This is a genomic window from Hymenobacter translucens (assembly GCF_020685205.1).
GTDB lineage: Bacteria > Bacteroidota > Bacteroidia > Cytophagales > Hymenobacteraceae > Hymenobacter > Hymenobacter translucens.
Window position 1 is genome coordinate 191515 of sequence record NZ_JAJERB010000006.1, and the last position, 16618, is coordinate 208132.

General features: G+C 62.2%; 14 protein-coding genes. 10 read left to right on the forward strand and 4 right to left on the reverse strand.

What is annotated here, in order from left to right; genetic code table 11:
* Positions 1–3 precede the first annotated feature (3 nt).
* On the forward strand, positions 4–402 hold the full coding sequence (locus LJY25_RS14490) for a c-type cytochrome (RefSeq protein WP_227609069.1): 399 nt from the start codon (positions 4–6) through the stop codon (positions 400–402).
* A gap of 30 nt (positions 403–432) precedes the next feature.
* On the opposite strand, the gene LJY25_RS14495 is transcribed toward LJY25_RS14490, so the two are convergent.
* Positions 433–2754, reverse strand: coding sequence for a TonB-dependent receptor (locus LJY25_RS14495; RefSeq protein ID WP_227609070.1), 2322 nt, complete (start codon positions 2752–2754; stop codon positions 433–435).
* 188 nt (positions 2755–2942) lie between these two features.
* Here LJY25_RS14495 and LJY25_RS14500 point away from each other — a divergent pair, with 188 nt between their 5' ends.
* The 5 genes from LJY25_RS14500 (at position 2943) to rny (ending at position 8836) form a co-directional block, all read left to right on the forward strand.
* Positions 2943–3590, forward strand: a complete 648-nt coding sequence (locus LJY25_RS14500; RefSeq protein WP_227609071.1) for a DUF1684 domain-containing protein — start codon at positions 2943–2945, stop codon at positions 3588–3590.
* A 234-nt stretch (positions 3591–3824) separates the two neighbouring features.
* Complete coding sequence (gene pheT / locus LJY25_RS14505; protein ID WP_227609072.1) at positions 3825–6275, forward strand: phenylalanine--tRNA ligase subunit beta; 2451 nt, start codon at positions 3825–3827, stop codon at positions 6273–6275.
* 155 nt (positions 6276–6430) lie between these two features.
* The gene (locus LJY25_RS14510) at positions 6431–6727 is read left to right on the forward strand and encodes a hypothetical protein (protein ID WP_227609073.1); all 297 of its coding nucleotides are present in this window, start codon (positions 6431–6433) and stop codon (positions 6725–6727) included.
* 30 nt (positions 6728–6757) lie between these two features.
* Positions 6758–7048, forward strand: coding sequence for a cell division protein ZapA (locus LJY25_RS14515; RefSeq protein WP_227609074.1), 291 nt, complete (start codon positions 6758–6760; stop codon positions 7046–7048).
* 135 nt (positions 7049–7183) lie between these two features.
* A complete protein-coding gene (gene rny / locus LJY25_RS14520) occupies positions 7184–8836 on the forward strand; it encodes a ribonuclease Y (protein ID WP_394799969.1) in 1653 nt (550 codons plus the stop codon).
* Between the two features lie 147 nt (positions 8837–8983).
* On the opposite strand, the gene LJY25_RS14525 is transcribed toward rny, so the two are convergent.
* On the reverse strand, positions 8984–9667 hold the full coding sequence (locus LJY25_RS14525) for an aspartate/glutamate racemase family protein (RefSeq protein WP_227609076.1): 684 nt from the start codon (positions 9665–9667) through the stop codon (positions 8984–8986).
* A 376-nt stretch (positions 9668–10043) separates the two neighbouring features.
* Between LJY25_RS14525 and LJY25_RS14530 the strand changes: the two genes are divergently transcribed.
* The 4 genes from LJY25_RS14530 (at position 10044) to LJY25_RS14545 (ending at position 13796) form a co-directional block, all read left to right on the forward strand.
* Positions 10044–10802, forward strand: coding sequence for a hypothetical protein (locus LJY25_RS14530; RefSeq protein WP_227609077.1), 759 nt, complete (start codon positions 10044–10046; stop codon positions 10800–10802).
* Positions 10803–11301: 499 nt separating this feature from the next.
* Positions 11302–12009 (forward strand): hypothetical protein, encoded by a 708-nt coding sequence (locus LJY25_RS14535; RefSeq protein WP_227609078.1) that lies wholly within the window; start codon positions 11302–11304, stop codon positions 12007–12009.
* A gap of 179 nt (positions 12010–12188) precedes the next feature.
* Positions 12189–13016, forward strand: a complete 828-nt coding sequence (locus tag LJY25_RS14540; RefSeq protein WP_227609079.1) for a hypothetical protein — start codon at positions 12189–12191, stop codon at positions 13014–13016.
* Positions 13017–13064: 48 nt separating this feature from the next.
* Positions 13065–13796, forward strand: a complete 732-nt coding sequence (locus tag LJY25_RS14545; RefSeq protein WP_227609080.1) for a hypothetical protein — start codon at positions 13065–13067, stop codon at positions 13794–13796.
* A gap of 92 nt (positions 13797–13888) precedes the next feature.
* Here LJY25_RS14545 and LJY25_RS14550 read toward each other — a convergent pair whose 3' ends face one another.
* Entirely contained in the window at positions 13889–15568 is a 1680-nt protein-coding gene (locus tag LJY25_RS14550; RefSeq protein ID WP_227609081.1) for an IPT/TIG domain-containing protein, read from the reverse strand.
* Positions 15569–15754: 186 nt separating this feature from the next.
* Complete coding sequence (locus LJY25_RS14555; protein WP_227609082.1) at positions 15755–16543, reverse strand: hypothetical protein; 789 nt, start codon at positions 16541–16543, stop codon at positions 15755–15757.
* Positions 16544–16618: the final 75 nt, after the last annotated feature.

Here is a 16618-nt window from a genome sequence, read left to right on the forward strand (position 1 = left end):
ACCATGAACCACCTGTTGAAAAGTGTCGCCCTGCTGGCGGGCCTGGGCCTGGCTGCCTGCAGCACCGCCCGCCGGAGTGAGCCCCTGCGTGCCGCCGCCCTGCCCACGTCGGATGCGGTGGTCCGTGGCCATTTGGTGTTCATGGAAAACTGCCAGAAATGCCATCCGGGCGGGGAGGCCGGGGCCGGTCCTTCGCTCAACAATGTCCCCCTGCCAGGCTGGGCGCTTCGCTCCCGGGTGCGGCACCGCGCCTTTTTCCTGGGCGTGGGCCGGATGCCTTCCTTCAAGGAAAACGAGATATCCGACCCCCAGCTCGACGACCTGGTGGCCTATATGAAAGCCCTGCGCCGCGCCGACCCCGCCCGGGAGCTGACGAGCGGACCGGTGCGCAACCCCCGCTAGGCAAAGCGCTGGCTCTGGCTCTGCTTCGGTTTAAAACTGAATCCGGTAAGCCAAAACCGGGATAATGCCCACCTGAAACTGGCGGGCCTGGCGCTGCAGCAGAAAGTCGTAGTAGTACCAGCCCACGTTGGGAGTGCCGGTGATGTTCTGGATGTCGAGAGACCAGAGGCGGGAGTAGCCCGGCTTGCGGCGGGTGTGGCTGACGCGCAGATCCAGGCTGGCGTAGGCCGGCAGGCGTTCCTGGTAGGGTGCCAGCCTGGTTTCGGATTCCACCCCCGTCTGACGGCTGAGGGCCTCGTCGATGGCCGAATAGTAGTAGCCGCCGCGGCTGTGGGCCCGCAGACTCAGGCCCCATACGCGCTGCCCGGCCGGCCGGTCCCGGGTCCATTCTTTGCCGCCCGTGAGGCTGCCGGCCCAGCGGCTGTTGAACGGTGAGTTGCGCAGCTGCCCGTCGGTGCCGGCGTAGCGCGCGTCGAAAACCGAGCTGCCCAGCTGAAAGTACAGCCCCCCCTGAAAGCGGCGCTGCAGGCCCAGATCCAGACCTGCGCTGCGGGCCTTGCCCCGCCCGGTGGCCACCAAGTCCGGCTCGCTCAGGTAGTTCCACCACACGTCCCGGGCATTGGCCGGCAGCCCGCTCAGGCCCTGATAGAAAAGCTCCGCGGAAAGCGACAGTTCGGGCCGCACCTGAAAGGCCCAGCCCAGGCTGGCATATTGGCTGCCGACCAGGTCGGCGGGGCCGGCTTCCCGGCTTTGCAGCACGGCCTGCTGCCGGTTGGTCAGCACCTGGCTCTGCCGGCTGTAGCTCAGCAGCAGGCGGTGGGCAGGGGAGGGGTGCCACACCAGCTGGGCGTAGGGCTCCGGGCTCACCTGCCGGCCCAGGGTCTGTAGCAGTACGCTCAGGCGCAGGCCGGAGTGCAGCGTCAGGGTAGGATGCAACGTCCACTCCAGCTGGGCGTAGGGCTGCAGGAGCGTATACGCAACGGCTGCCCGCTCTTCGTCCCGCCCAAGCAGCTCCGTCCATTGTTCTTCACCCCGTTGTGCCTGTAGCTGCAGGCCGGCTTCCAGCTGCGCGCTGCCCCCTACCGGCAACAGATACCGGCTATAGGCGCTCAGCTGCCGGGCCCGCTGCCGGTCCCGGGAGTTGTTGAGCACGGGCTGCCGGGGACCCAGCCACTGCTGGCTACGGTCGGCGCGCAGCAGACTCAGGGCCGCTCCATTCTGCCACACGCCCACGCCGGCCGGGGCCGACTGCGTGAGGCCCACCACCGCCAGATCAGACCGGAAGTCGATGCGCTGCCGGTCCTTATCCCGCTCCCACAGCAGGCTGTCGGCCCCGGGGCGCAGCTCATTGGCGTCGTTGCCGGCCAGCACAAAAAGGCTTAGCTGCCCCAGCGGGGTTTTGTCGAACCGCAGATGCGCCGAGACATCCTGGTAGCGGATGGATTCCCCGCCGAAGTCTACGCCCAGCTGGCCCAGCAGCCCCACGGTAGAGTACCGGTAGTTGACCAGGTAGGAGCTGTTGCCGGCGCCCAGCGGGCCTTCCGTGGCCAGGTCAATTCCCAGCAGGCTGGCCTGCAGCGTGTGCTCCCGCTGGCTGAAGCTGCCCGGGCGCAGATTGATGTCGAACACCCCACTCACGGCATTGCCGAAACGGGAGCCTAGGGCCCCGGCGCGGAACGCGGAATTGGCCATCAGCTGCCCGCTGAGCATGTTCACGCCCCCGCCGCTGGGTGCGGCCCGGTCGGAGCGGACGCCGGCGTTGCTAAGGTGGTTGGGGTTGAGAATAGGCAGGCCTTCGAGCCGCCACTGAATGCCCTGCGGCGAAAGCCCGTGCAGCACCACGTGGTTGCCCTGGTCGTTGGCCTGCGTAACACCCGGCTGACTAAGCACGAGCCGGGCCGGGTCGAAGAAGGTGGCCGGAAAGCGTTGGGTCTGCTCGACCGTAAAGGCGCGCTGGTGCAGGTCCAGCGCGTCGGGGGCCGCTACCCGCACCTCGGCCAGCTCCACAACGGCGGGCGTCAGCACGACCTGCCGGTACACGGCCTTGCTGGACTCCACCGCCAGCTCCGGCTCCAGGTACGACTGAAAGCCCAGGCTGCGCACTTCGAGGCGGTAGCGGCCGGGCGCCACCCCGGGCAGGGAGTAATGGCCCAAAGAGTCAGTTGCGGTCTGAACCGGCTGTGGCCCGCCCAGCAACACCACGTTGGCGCCTGCTACCGGACGGCCCGCAGCCGTCGTCACCCGCCCGGTAAGCGGCTGCACCAGCTGGGCCGTGGCCAGCCGGGTGGTCAGCAGCAGAATCAGGAGCAGCCAATATTGTCGTTGGGGCAGGAGCGTAGCGGTTTGGGGCATGCAGAAGGGTAGGGGAGGAGCAGGTCGAAGTGGGTGTCGGCCAGCTGGCCGCAGGGTCAAAGCTCGGGGGTACGCAGATTCTGCGGCGGCAGTTTGAGCCGGCGGCGTCCAAGCCGGCGGTACTGGTCGCGCCACGTTTCGAAGTCGGGTAGCAACTGCCAAGGCGCCCGGTGCTACTTTTGCAGGCTATGAAAGTCAATTTCAAACTACTCATTGGCCTGGGCCTGCTCGTGGTGTTCGGCTACGTGCTCAAAGACCTGTTTCTCAACGACAACCAGTATATCCTGCGCCTGCGCCAGGAGCGGCAGGAGAAAAACGACACCTTCCGCCGCCCCGCCGACTCACCCCTGAGCAGCGCCGAGCGGGAGCATTTCGACAGCCTGCGCTACTTCCGCCCCAGTCCCGATTACCGTCTCGATGCCAAGCTGGAGCAGTTCGGCAAGCCCGACACCATCGTGCTGCCCATGTCAGACGGTAAAACCGAGAAGTACCTGCGCTGGGGCAAGGCTTCGTTTACCCTGCCCGGCCAGCAGGCGGGGCAGCAGCTGGTCTTGTTTCTGAAAGCCGACGGCCGCGACTCCACGCTGTTCGTCCCGTTCACCGATCAGACCAACGGCCGCGAAACCTACGGCGGAGGGCGCTACCTTGACGCGGCCCTGCCCGAAAAGAATGCTACCGAGCTGACGCTCGACTTCAACCGGGCCTACAACCCCTTCTGCGCCTACAACGACAGCTATTCCTGCCCCGTGCCGCCGGCCGAAAACCGCCTGCCGGTAGCCATTGCCGCCGGCGAAAAGTCGTTTCCCGAAGCCGACCACACCGGCCACTCGCACTAGCAAACCTCACGGAGCTGTTCCGGAAATGCCTCCCGGGATGCTCGCCAAACGAAGCGCTGCCTCGAGCCGCTGGTTTGGGCAGGGTAGCCTGGCCTGGCGTTTTCGGCCCGTTTAGCAAATCCTTACCTTTGCCCGCTTCTGAGCAACTGGTTATCAGCTGTGGGGTGAGCGTCTTGCGACATCACCCGGCGCAACAGACAATCGACAATCAGCGGCCCACCATCAACTTTTGACATGAAGATTTCCCTCGACTGGCTGCGTACCCTTCTTCCTACTGATAAACCTGCCGTCGAAATCGGGCAGCTGCTGACCGGCTCGGGCCTCGAGGTAGAAGGCATTGAGGAGCTGGAAAACGTGCCCGGCGGCCTGCGCGGCGTGGTGCTGGGCACCGTGCTTACCTGCGAGCGGCACCCCGACGCTGACAAGCTTAGCCTGACCACCGTGGACGTGGGCGACGCCACCCCCCGGCAGATCGTATGCGGGGCCCCCAACGTGGCGGCCGGCCAGCGGGTGGTAGTGGCGCTGGAAGGCGCCATGCTGTATCCGAGCGAAGGAGAGCCGTTCAAGATCAAAAAGTCGAAAATCCGCGGGGCGGCCTCTGAAGGCATGATCTGCGCCGAAGATGAAATCGGGCTGGGCTCGTCGCACGCCGGCATCATGGTGCTGACCACCGACCTGCCCAATGGCTCCCCCGCCGCCGACTACTTCGGCCTGGGCTCCGACTCGGTGTTTGAAATCGGGCTGACGCCTAACCGCGCCGATGCCGCCTCCCACTTCGGGGTGGCCCGGGAGCTGCGCGCTTTGCTGCAGCAGCCCTGTCGGCTGCCGGCCCTGGCCCATCTGACGCCCGGCGAAAACGCCAAAGCCAACGTGAGTGTAACGGTAGAAGACGCCGAAGCCTGCCCGCGCTATGCTGGCCTGCTGCTTGAAAATGTGCAGGTAGGTGCGTCGCCGGAATGGCTGCAGCGCCGCCTGCGCAGCATCGGCCTGTCGCCCATCAACAACGTGGTGGACGTGACCAACTTCGTACTGCACGAGCTGGGCCAGCCCCTGCACGCCTTCGACGCCGACCAGATTACCGATCAGGGCCTGCGCATCAAGCGGGCCTCGGAAGGCGAGCAGTTTGCGACGCTCGATGGTGTAACGCGGACCCTTCGCGCCGCCGACCTCGTCATTGCCGACGCTAAAGGCCAGCCCCTGGCGCTGGCGGGCGTCTTCGGTGGCAAGACGTCGGGCGTATCCGACGCCACGACCCGGGTGTTCCTGGAAAGCGCCTACTTCAACCCCGCCGTGGTGCGCCGCACCGCCCAGACCCACCAGCTTAAAACCGATGCTTCGTTCCGCTTCGAGCGGGGCACCGACCCGAACATGGTAGTTGTGGCCCTGCAGCGGGCTTTGGAGCTGCTCAAGGAAGTAGCCGGCGCGGTGCTGGCTGCACCTCTCGTCGACGAGTACCCGGCCCGCATCGAGCACACGCCGGTTCGCCTGCGCCTGCGCCGCGTCGAGCAGCTGGTCGGCCAGTTCATCTCCCCGGAGCGCATCCGCCAGATTCTTACCGACCTCGACATCCTTATCACGGAGGAAATCAACAATCAACAATCAACAACGAGCAACCAACAAGCGGAATGGCTGCTGGCCGTGCCCCCGCACAAGGTGGACGTAACCCGGGAAGTCGACGTAATCGAGGAAATTCTGCGCATCTACGGCTACAACCATGTGGCGCTGCGCCCGCACAACGCGTCGTCGTTCCTGGCCAAGTTCCCGAATCCCGATCCCGAGGTGCTGCGCCAGAACACGGCCCGCCTGCTCAGCGGGCAGGGCTACTCCGAAATCATCACCAACTCCCTAACCAACTCCCAGTACTTCGAAAAGGGCGGGGAGCAGGACAAGACGCTGGTGCCCATCCTTAACTTCAACAGCGCCGAGCTGAACGTGATGCGCCCCACGGTGCTGCACTCGGCCCTGGAAGTGGTGCGCCACAACCTCAACCGCCGGCAGCGCGACCTGAAGCTCTACGAGTTCGGTAAAACCTACCACCGCGCCGCCGACGGCAAGTACCAGGAGAAAAACCGCCTCGTGCTTTTGCTTACCGGCAACGCCACTGCCGAAACCTGGCAGCACCCCGCCGCCAAGGCCACCTTCCACGACCTGGCCGGGGCCGTGCAGCAGCTACTGGCGTCGCTGGGCCACGCCGGCCCGGCCCCCCAGCCCGTGCAGCACCCCTATCTGGCCGGCGGCCTGACCTTGCTCGTGCAGAACCAGCCCGTCGCCCAGCTCGGCGCGGTGTCGGCTTCCGTGCTCAAGCAGCTCGACGTGAGTCAGCCGGTGTGGTACGCGGAATTGGACTGGGACTGGCTGGTGAAGAAGTACAAAAACAAGCTGGTGGCCCGGGAGCTGTCGAAGTTTCCCGAGGTGCGCCGCGACCTGTCGGTGGTGGTGGACCGGGGCGTCACGTTCGAGCAGCTGCGCCAGATTGCGGTGCGCGCCGAGAAGAAGCTGCTGCAGAGCGTGAACGTGTTCGACACCTACGAGGGACCGAACCTGGGGGAAGGCAAAAAGTCCTATTCCGTGAGCTTCCTGCTGCAGGACCCCACCCAGACCCTGACCGACCAGGCCATCGACGCGGTCATGCAGCGGCTGATTGCCCAGTTCGAGCAGCAGGCCGGAGCCATCATCCGGCGGTAAATTGGGTTTTGGTCGCTGGTTTTTGGTTATTGAACCCCGTTTCGGTTTTTAAGGCCGGCTGTTCCGGAGCTCAGCCTTCCGGAAATCAGAAAAACTGCCGTCCGCTACCTCCGCCAGCTGCCCAAAACGACTAATCAAAAACAAATAACCAAAAAATGGCCTCCTCCCAGCAGCTAGCCCAACTTGACCGCCTCGAGCGGCAGGTAACCACCTTAGTGGCTGCCTATCAGCAGTTGCGCGAGGAGCTGGCCGATGCGCACACTACGGTTCAGCAGCTCCGGGCCGAGGTGCGCGACCGGGAGCGGCAGTTGAAGGATTTCCAGAATCAGGAGAATATTGTTAAACTTGTCAATACCATAGCAGGGGAACCTGCCCATGCCACCGAGCTTAAACTGCGCCTCAACGAATACATCCGCGAGATTGATAAGTGCCTTGCCTACCTGAGGGAATAACGACCATCAACCTGCTGCCGCCCGCTGCGAATGAGTGAACTGTCCATCAAAATCCGCGTTGCCGACCGGGATTATCCAATGCGGATAACGCCCACGGAAGAAGAGCGCCTGCGTATGGCAGGCCGCCTTCTGAACGAGCGGATCCGGGATTTTCGCGAGCAGTACGGCATCCAGGACAAGCAAGACCTACTAGCCATGATTGCCTTGTCCACAATGGCTGACCAGCTCAAGGTCAGCAAGGAGAAGGACGGCACCGATGCAGCCCTCACCGAACGCCTGGCGCGTCTCGACGAGGTTTTGTCGTCGGTTGTACTGGGCTGAAGCACCAGCCGCAGTTGCACCCCGGACCGGGGCGGGGCAAACGGCCCCGCTGCTGAGCCGGGCTATCGGCGGCAAGGCGTTTCCCGTTGCTATGGTTTCCTTTCCCACCATAAACCATAGCTCATGCCTGATTTTATGTATATCGTTCTGGCCGCCGTGCTTGCCCTTGTGGCCGGCATCGTGGTCGGACGCCAGCTGGCCGGCAAGGCCCGGCTGGACCACGAAGCCGATGCCAAGGCCCGCGCCCAGCAGATTTTGCAGGAAGCCGAAACCCAGGCCACCCGTACCCGCGACGAGCGGATTCAGCAGTCGAAAGACAAGTTCCGCCAGCTTAAAAACGAGTTCGAGCAGGACAGCAAGCGTCAGAAAGCCGAGCTCGATGCCGAGCTGACCCAGCGCCGTCAGGCCGTGCAGGAACAGGAGCAAAGCATCAAGCAGCTCACCCAGACCACCCAGCGCCAGCTCGAGCAGCTTCAGAAAAAGGAAGCCGACATGGACGTGCTCCGCGAAAAGCTCCAGACAGAGTCGCAGCAGCAGCGCGAGCGGCTTGAAGCTCAGGAAGAAAAGCGCCGCACCACCCACGAAACCCAGCTGGCCCGCCTCCAGCAAAAGGAAAGCGACCTGGAAGAGCAGCGCCTGCAGGTGCAGCAGCAGCTCGAAACGATTGCCAACCTCTCAGCTTCCGAGGCCCGCGAGCAGCTGGTCGAAGGCCTGAAGAACGAAGCCCAGATTCAGGCTTCCTCCTATATCAAGGACGTGGTGGCCCAGGCCAAGCTCTCGGCTACCAAGGACGCCAAGAAGGTGGTGCTCGAAACCATCCAGCGCACCGCCGCCGAGCATGCCATCGAGAACTGCGTATCGGTATTCAACATCGAGAGCGACGACGTTAAGGGCAAAATCATTGGCCGCGAAGGCCGCAACATCCGCGCCCTCGAAGCTGCTACCGGCGTTGAAATCATCGTGGACGACACGCCCGAGGCCATCATCATCTCCGGCTTCGACCCGGTGCGCCGCGAGGTGGCCCGCCTGAGCCTGCACCTGCTCGTGAAGGACGGCCGCATTCACCCGGCCCGCATTGAGGAGATTGTAGCCAAGACCCGCAAGAATATCGACGAGGAAATCGTCGAAATCGGCGAGCGGACCATCATCGACCTGGGCATTCACGGCCTGCACCCCGAGCTGATCAAGATGGTAGGCCGGATGCGCTTCCGCTCGTCCTACGGGCAGAACCTGCTCCAGCACTCCCGCGAAGTGGCCAACCTCTGCGCCACGATGGCCGCCGAGCTGGGCCTCAACGTGAAGCACGCCAAGCGCGCCGGTCTGCTGCACGACATCGGTAAGGTGAGCACCGAAGAGCCCGAGCTGCCCCACGCCATCCTGGGCATGGAGATGGCCAAGAAGTACAAAGAGCATCCCGACGTGATCAACGCCATCGGCGCCCACCACGACGAAATCGAGATGACGGCTATGATTTCGCCCCTGGTGCAGGCCTGCGACGCCATCAGCGGCTCCCGTCCCGGCGCCCGCCGCGAGATGATGGAAAGCTACATCAAGCGCCTCAAGCAGCTCGAGGAAACCGCCGTGAGCTTCGACGGCGTGCTGCAGTGCTACGCTATCCAGGCCGGCCGCGAGCTGCGCGTGATGGTGAATGCCGACAACGTGACCGACGAGCGCGCCCAGCAGCTGAGCTACGAAATCTCCCAGAAGATCGAAAAGGAGATGCAGTACCCCGGCCAGATCAAGATTACCGTCATCCGGGAGATGCGCGCCGTGGCTTACGCCAAGTAAAGCAACCCTACTCAGAATGAGAAAGCCCCCGCGACGGAAGTTGCGGGGGCTTTTCTTTGCCGGCCGGTGGGCCGCGGCGCGGGCTTTATCGGGTGGTCAGGGAAGGACGCCCACATGCTCAGGGCAGGCGGCTTGCGGCGAAAAAGCTTAGTGCGCAAGAGCAAAATCAACGGCTGCCTGCGAATGAATCTTCGTCGTGTCGAAAACAGGAACGTCAATGTCTTCCGGTTTGATGAGCAGCGGAATCTCGGTACAGGCCAGGATAATTGCCCCGGCGCCCTGCTCAATTAACTCGGCTATAATGGAAATATAGGCCGTCCTGGTTTCCGGGTTTAGCACTCCCCGGCCCAGTTCTTCTTTAAGCGTGCGCTGGATATAGTCCCGGGTTTCGGCTGATGCGGGAATGAGTACTTCTATCCCCTGCTGGTCGAGGCCGCTTTTGAAAAAATCCATTTCCATCGTGAATTTGGTGCCCAAAAGCCCAACTCTGCCGATGCCTTGGCTGCTGACGGCCTTTGCCGTTGCTGAGACGATGTCAATTATGGGTAGTCCGGTTTGTTCGGCCAGCTGTTTTGAAAAAATGTGCGCGGTGTTGGCACACAAGAGTATCCCTTCGGCACCGCTGCTTTTCAGGGCCCGGCAGGCATTGTGCAGCAGGTCGAATGAGTTATCCCAGTGCGCGGCCTGCACGTCGCCGAAGTTCAGCGAGTAGATGATGCATTCGGCAAAGTTGAGGCCGCCCAGCCGCTCATTTATGCCTTCATTGATGAACGTGTAATAGTCGATGGTTGACACCCAGCTGATGCCTCCTACGAGTCCCAGTTTTTTCATTGCGACGCTTTTTATTGCTGCTTAAGGAAGACTGATTCGCGCTGCTTACCGCTGTACCTCGCCTCGGCGCGGTAGCTAGTAAGCAAAGGTACTGCGAACCTTCTCGGGCCGGAGGCCGGTGCCTGCCTGAATGCTGCCCGCCCTTTTCCGGCCATCCCTCTGCCAATAGCTCTACTGCCCGGTAAATTAAAATGGCTTGCTAAAGTCGGAGGTTCTATCAGATAAACCCGGCCTGATGTGGTTTTCCGGACATAATCCATCGGCTTATAGCTCCATTCTAAAGTCTGAAAAGCCCGGAAGCTGGTTTCCGGCGCGGTCTGACCTTGGCTAGGTTTGAGGAGGCTGCTTTACCGGCCCGACCCGTAACCCCTGCTCTATGATTACCGATTATCTACGCCGATACAGTGCGCTGCTGGCCGCCTCGCTCCTCGGTGGCTGCGCCGTGTATACGCCCATGCAGCCTACTATTGCCACCATCCGGACGCCGGGCCAGGCCGAGGTAGCAGCCAGCGTGCAGGTCAGCGGGCGGGCTGAGCTCACTGCCGTGTACTGCCCGGGCGGAAACCTGCTGCTAACGGGTGGGGCCACCTACCTGCCCAAAAACAACGACACCGTTTTCTATACGACCCGTCAATGGGAGCTGGGCGGCGGGGGCTACGTGCCGCTGGGAAAGAACTGGCAGTTGACGGCCTTGGGGGGCTATGGCGCCGGTTATGGTAACCGGGGTTTAGTGTCATATCACCAGCAGACGAGAGGCTTCGCGCAATTCGAGGCCCGGTTCAGCAAGCTGTTTGGTCAGGCCGGCCTGGCATATATAGGCAAATGGGGCTCGTTTGGCGCCGTGTACCGCCTGTCAAAAGTCCAGTTCAGCCAGCTTGATTATCGCTCCCGCACCACCACGGCGCTGCCCATGAGCACCATGTTGCGGCACGAGCCTATGCTCTTTGGCCGGGTGGGGTTCAATGAGGCGCAGCGCTGGCAGATCCAAGGGACTATTGGCTTTTCAGGAGTTGACCACCCGGGCCGCACTGACTGGACGGCCTTCCCAACCGGCATTGATGCCCGCCGGGCCTTGGATGACATTATGCTCCTCAGTCTGGGCGTAGTGTTCCGACCGCAGCTGCATAAGCAATAAGCCCACCCACTCCTGAGCTGGAAAGCCGCCTGACGTATCCGGTAAGGCGGCTTTTTGCTTATTGTTTTGAATTCCTGTAAAGTCCTATTGGCACTGGGGTAGGTTAATAAAATTCCCTTTTAAATGTTTCAAAAGGCAGTATTTGGTCGAAAATTGTTGAGCGAGCAGCTGTTCTGAAAAGTCCCAAAAAATAAGGAAGTGGTTTCGGATGGGCGGCCTGAGCGTGTACGTTTGAAGCATTAATCAACACCTGCCTTCTACCCGGCTTTTTTTCGCTGCCTGCCTGTGCCCTACGCACTGGTTATGGCGGGCGGCTGCTTCCGCTCCCGGCCGGACGATACCCCGATCAACGCCACCCGGCAGTGGGAACCGAGGACGGCGCCTACCTGCCGTTAGGGAGAAATGGCTGCTGACGGCAAGCGGTAAGACGCCGGGCCTCCGGCCGGCATAACCCGAAGAGTTCCTTTTGCATCCTTTTTTTACGTTACCCTATCCGCGGATGAAAGCACTGCTACCAATTACAATCCTTGCTGCCGGACTGCTTGCCGGTGGCTGCGGGGTTTACGTGCCGGTGCTGCCCCACACCCCGCTGGCGCAGCACAAGGGCGAAGTGGAAGCCTCGGCCTATGCTAATCTGGCCGCGGGTCAGGTAAACGTGGCTTATTCTCCGCTGAATCACCTGGTGGTAACCAGCGGGGGCAGTTTGAGCCTGGGCCGGGGCTACTCCTGGTACGCCCGCCAGGGCGAAGTAGGGTTGGGAACCTATGCTGTTTCAGACAACGGCCAGTGGTTTATCTACGGTCTGGGCGGCTACGGCGGTACGGCAGTAAGCAAGGTCAACAACGAAGCCCACGGCCCAAAGCTGGATTATGAGTCGCGCTACCACCGCTATTTCAGCCAGGTGCACGGCGGATTTCAGGTGCCGGGCGTGGTGGTGGGTTTGGCTGTGCGGGTCACGTCCGTGGATTACACCCGCCTCACGCTCAATGAGGCCGCCATCGTCGCCCCGTCGCCTACCCTGTACTGGGAGCCGACGGGCTTTATCCGGCTGGGCAACGGACCGGTGCAGATGCAGGGCACCCTCGGCATCTCCGGGCCGCTGCAGTCAGGTTTCCCCTCCACCAGCCTGGCGCCCCGGGCTACAATTATGGGAGTGGGCGTCGTCATCCGTCCTCACCGGTTCGGGCGTAACACAGCGACTGATTAAACCCACAAGTAGGTTTAGGCCGGCGCACATTCTCCGGCCCGTCCGGTTGGTTGCGTTGGACCGGGTGACCAAGTCGGCACAGTTGGTGGCATTGCGGGAAAAACAGCCGCTGCGCCTTTCAGGAGCGCCCGGAATTTCGTAAGCTTGATGCTGTCTTATAACGCCCCGGCAGCTTCCCCTTGCATTCTCTCTACTCCCTGCGGCTTGTTCTGCGCAGCCTGGCTTTCTTCCGTCTGGCCTGGGTGCCGCTGCTGACTTTAATCAGCGGTTGCGCGGTGTATGCGCCTACGCTGCCTTCCACGCCCATCGTGCGCAAAGGAGAAGTAGAAGCCGCCGCCAGCTGGCACCTGCTCCAGACGGTGGACGGGCACGCGGCCTGGTCGCCAACCGACCACGTGCTGGTGCTGGCCGAGGGCAGCTGGCGCCCGGATAACGCCGACACCACATACTTCCGGACCAAGCAGGCGGGCGTGGGGGCAGGGCTCTACCAGAGCTTCGGCAACAACCATTGGTACCTGGCTGGCACTGGCGGACTAAGCCTGAGCCACTCGGTGCGGGGCTACCTCGACGTGAATGACTTTTTCGTCTGGCCCTTCGGCGTCAAGCTCGTCGAGTACGAGGCCTGGTACTGGAAATACTACGGGCAGGGCTACCTGGCCTACCACCATACCGTGCGCAACGGCCCGTCCTACGCCCTGGGTTCGGTGCTGCGCTACTCCACGGTTGACTTCAGCAGCCTGACCCGGAACGGAAGTCCGTTGGTGCAAGCACCGGCCTCGTACTGGGAGCCCAGCCTGTTCTGCCGGCTGGGGTTCCGCGGCGTGCAGGTGCAAACGTCCGTGGGGCTGTCCATCTCGGAATCCCTGGTAGGCGACGCCGACAGCTATTACCTGCCCCAATCCAGCTTCGTGCTGGGCGTGGGCGTGGTGCTGCACCCGCTGCAGTGGCTGAAACGCCACCAGCACCAGCCGGCATCGTCGCAGGGGCCACCGGCACTGTTGGATTAATCTGTTGCAAACAGGGGAGATGCTGGGGAATTTCCCCGATTTTTGAGTATGACTTCACTTTTCCGCCTTGTGCTCATCTTGCTGCTGCCGGCCCTGAGCGGATGCGTGTCGATGTACTTTCCCACGCCCCCGGCCGCGCCCCTGCTCACCCAGAAGGGCGAGTTTAATGGCATGATCGGTACCAACTTCAGCGGGAATACCTCGGTACAGGGCGCCTACGCCATTACCGACCAACTGGGCGTTATCGGCACGGCTGCCTCGCTTCACTCTGCCACCAGCAAGAAGCTGGTCGAACACGACTTTGCCGAGTTGGGCTTGGGCCGCTACTCCCGCCTGCGCGACGGCCGGGTCCTGGAGTTGTACGGGGGCTACGGCTACGGCCTGACCAAGCGGGTGGAACTGACGCCCGAGGGCCGCACCGCCCGCACCCTCGACGGCTCCCTCAACAAGCTGTTCGTGCAGGCCAACTTCAGCAAAAAGAAAACCCGCACCTGGTTTCTGTTCGACCACTACTTCCCGGTCAGCTACGGCGTGGCGCTGCGTATGAGCTACGTCAACCTGGGCAGCTTCCGCATCGATGGAATGAGCCGTCCCTCGGAAAGCAACATTTTCCTGGAGCCCATTACCTACGCCCGGGTGCAGGTGCTGGGCCCCATTCAGCTACAGTACATCAGCGGCAACATCATTGGCCTGCGCCGGCAGGAGTTTCTGAAAGCTGCAAACTCGGTGATGAGTCTCGGCATCATCGTGAACCTCGGCGGGCAGGAAGGCCGGAAGTAGCCTGCCGACTTAAAAAACAGCATTCCACACCATCAAAAAGCCCCGGCTCATGCCGGGGCTTTTTCAGGTTCGAAAGGCAGTAGCACGGCGAACTATTCCTTGGTAACGTGTACTACGCGCTGCCCGGACGGTGCCTGTACGTGCAGCAGGTAGCTGCCGGCGGGCAGGGTAGCGGGCAGGTGCAGAGCCTCGCCATCGGCCAGCAGTCTAGCTGGCAGGGCCACGCGTCCGAGCAGATCGAACAGGGTTACACGAACCGGACCGGCCCCTTGCAGGGTGAGCTGATCATGGGCCGGTACGGGGTACACCTGCAATTCCGGCAGCCTCCGGCCCGGGCGGGTGCTGACGATGGTGTAGTCCTGGATGCCGATGTCGTCGATATTGAGGCGGGGGGGGGTAGCGGCGGCGGTGTTGGTGCTGCGGATGCGCAGGCGGACGTTACCCGGGCGGTTGGCTATAAATGAATACTGCGTGAGCGTGCCGGTCAGCACCGGCGGGGAGGAGGACCCCAGGAGGCTGGAATAAGTTATGCCGCCATCAGCCGATAGCTCCGGAATAAAGGAAACCCCGGTTTCGGTACCATAGGTAGCGGCACTGATGGTAATGATGCCCGCGCCCAGGGGCTTGTCGGTGTCCATTTCGAGGAACCCGCCCCCGCGCAGCCGCGCCGACTTGCTGCCATTAAACTTGTCGGCCCCGGCCGTGGTGCCCAGCAGAGCCTCGCTCATGGTCCAGCCACCGCTTTGCAGCACCACCAACCCGGCGGCGTAGCTTGTTTTGGTGCCCTGCTCGAAGCTTTCGAAAAAGGCCGGCGGCGCAGTCGTAACGGTAAAGGGCGTGGCGCTGACAGTGGCCCCGTTGGCGTTTGTTACCGTAATCAGACCCGTGGTGGCGCCGGCGGGCACCTCCGTTATATACTGCTCCGTGGTGGGCGAAGGCGGCCCTATCACCTGCGTAGCCGCCCCATTAAAGGAGGTAGTGGTGCCGGTGCTGCTGCCAAACAGGTACATGTTGCGGCCGGTAAGGGTGACCCGGGTGCCGACCGGCCCGCTGGTGGGCGAGAAGCTCGTAAGCATGGGTGGACCGGGGTTGATTGTGAAAAACCCCTGGGTGCCGGCCGTGCCGCCGCCCGGACCCGGATTAGTCACCAGGAAATACGTCAGCCGTGGGGCTGCTACGCTGGGAAGCGTTACCAGGGCCTCCAGCTGATTGGAGCTCATAAACGTGGTCGGAATGACGAGCCCCGGATCGGCCTGCAGGCTGAGTGTAGCTCCCGGCACAAAGTCGAAGCCATACACCGTTATCCAGGCCGGATAGCCACCCTGCCCCGAAGAGGAGCCCAGCCGGCTTAGTATGGGCATGGGATTAGGCGTCGGGGCAGCCGTCACGGTGCCGCTCAAAGGTACGCTCAGGGTGGGAGCACCAGCACTGGCAAGAGCGATACTGCCACTTACCGGCCCCAGGGCCGCCCCGGTCAGTCGGGCAAAAAGCGGGACAGTAGTAACCGTTCCACCCTGGGTAAGCGTGATGCTATTGCCGAAGCCGGAACCGGAAGTCCAGGAAATCTCAAACCCGGCCGGGGCGGAGGCCGTCAGGTTGCCACTCAGACCGGTGCCGCTTACGAGCACCCGCTGCTCTGCCGAAGGCGTGCCCATAGTGGTGGTGTAGCCGCTCAGGCTGGTCGGGTTGGTCGTGAGCTGGCCCTGGCCTGAGGCCAGCAGACTGCTCAGGAGCACCAGCAGGGTAATAAGGATAGAGGAGGGGTTTTTCATAGGCCAGTAATTGAAAAAGTGAGGTAGTGCGCTGGGAAAGATACAGATAGGGCTGCTAACGTACTGCCCGATGCGTATTCCGGTAACGAGTCCGCAGCAGCTGACGGCGTGGAACTGTGGGTCCGCTTAAGAAGTAAAAACCCCGGCGCAGACCGGGGCTTTTTGGTACTGGATGCTGCGTGGTATCTACCCGGCAGTCTGCTGAGCTAAAGCGGCGGTGGCCGCCTCCAGACCCTCCGGGTTCTTGCTGAGCAGAGCGTTGATGTGGACGGTGCAATAGGAGCGTTGCGGAAGAAAGCCCGTGCGGGCCCACACCCGCTGAACTCCGTGGTTCTGCACCTGGGTAACACCCCGGGCCTTTTTCAGGCCATGGTCCCAGAAATACTGCATCGTGTACTCGACTAAGTCTGCGTATAGGTTCTTATAAGGAACATTGGGGCGGGCGCCATAGATTATTCCCTCGCCATACGTACCGGTTAGTTCGATAGTCGCGTAGGCTACCGGCTGCCCGTCGATGTAAAACAGGACGCAGACCCGGCCGTCGCCGGGCTCCAGGGTGCTCATAGCCCATTCCTTGTACCCGTCCAGCACCAGCTTCGGATCAAATAACGGGTTGCTGTTGTAGTGCGTGCGATAGTCCGTGAACGTGAGGTCAATCAATTCCTTTAGTACCGGCGTATCCGCAAGGGTACCAATGCGTACCTCAATCTGGGTGTTCCGCAGGGGCTGGGCCGGAAAGTCACGCAGGTCACGGTCCGATACGACGATGGTATCCGCGACGATAACCGGAAAGGGTAATACGCTTAGTTGGGAAAGCTGGTGCTGCTGGCTCGTGGGTAGCCGAATGATGGCCACGTCGGCCTGCTCATCCACGATGTTACGCAGCAGCTCCTGGGGGTCAATTTTGGTAATCGAGCCCCGGATGATGCGCATATTGAATCGGTCGCTTTCTAACTTGCTGTATTCTAGGGACATAGTTTGACTTGGAAAAGTGGAAAAGACGAAAGGTACTCATTGCAATCTTGCGATATGCATACTTTTTCTTTCGAT

Excerpts from the sequence above, each read along its gene's own strand:
- LJY25_RS14490 (WP_227609069.1), top strand. The coding sequence starts at position 4 with ATGAACCACCTGTTGAAAAGTGTCGCCCTGCTGGCGGGCCTGGGCCTG.
- LJY25_RS14495 (WP_227609070.1), bottom strand. The coding sequence starts at position 2,754 with ATGCCCCAAACCGCTACGCTCCTGCCCCAACGACAATATTGGCTGCTC.
- LJY25_RS14500 (WP_227609071.1), top strand. The coding sequence starts at position 2,943 with ATGAAAGTCAATTTCAAACTACTCATTGGCCTGGGCCTGCTCGTGGTG.
- pheT (WP_227609072.1), top strand. The coding sequence starts at position 3,825 with ATGAAGATTTCCCTCGACTGGCTGCGTACCCTTCTTCCTACTGATAAA.
- LJY25_RS14510 (WP_227609073.1), top strand. The coding sequence starts at position 6,431 with ATGGCCTCCTCCCAGCAGCTAGCCCAACTTGACCGCCTCGAGCGGCAG.
- LJY25_RS14515 (WP_227609074.1), top strand. The coding sequence starts at position 6,758 with ATGAGTGAACTGTCCATCAAAATCCGCGTTGCCGACCGGGATTATCCA.
- rny (WP_394799969.1), top strand. The coding sequence starts at position 7,184 with ATGTATATCGTTCTGGCCGCCGTGCTTGCCCTTGTGGCCGGCATCGTG.
- LJY25_RS14525 (WP_227609076.1), bottom strand. The coding sequence starts at position 9,667 with ATGAAAAAACTGGGACTCGTAGGAGGCATCAGCTGGGTGTCAACCATC.
- LJY25_RS14530 (WP_227609077.1), top strand. The coding sequence starts at position 10,044 with ATGATTACCGATTATCTACGCCGATACAGTGCGCTGCTGGCCGCCTCG.
- LJY25_RS14535 (WP_227609078.1), top strand. The coding sequence starts at position 11,302 with ATGAAAGCACTGCTACCAATTACAATCCTTGCTGCCGGACTGCTTGCC.
- LJY25_RS14545 (WP_227609080.1), top strand. The coding sequence starts at position 13,065 with ATGACTTCACTTTTCCGCCTTGTGCTCATCTTGCTGCTGCCGGCCCTG.
- LJY25_RS14550 (WP_227609081.1), bottom strand. The coding sequence starts at position 15,568 with ATGAAAAACCCCTCCTCTATCCTTATTACCCTGCTGGTGCTCCTGAGC.
- LJY25_RS14555 (WP_227609082.1), bottom strand. The coding sequence starts at position 16,543 with ATGTCCCTAGAATACAGCAAGTTAGAAAGCGACCGATTCAATATGCGC.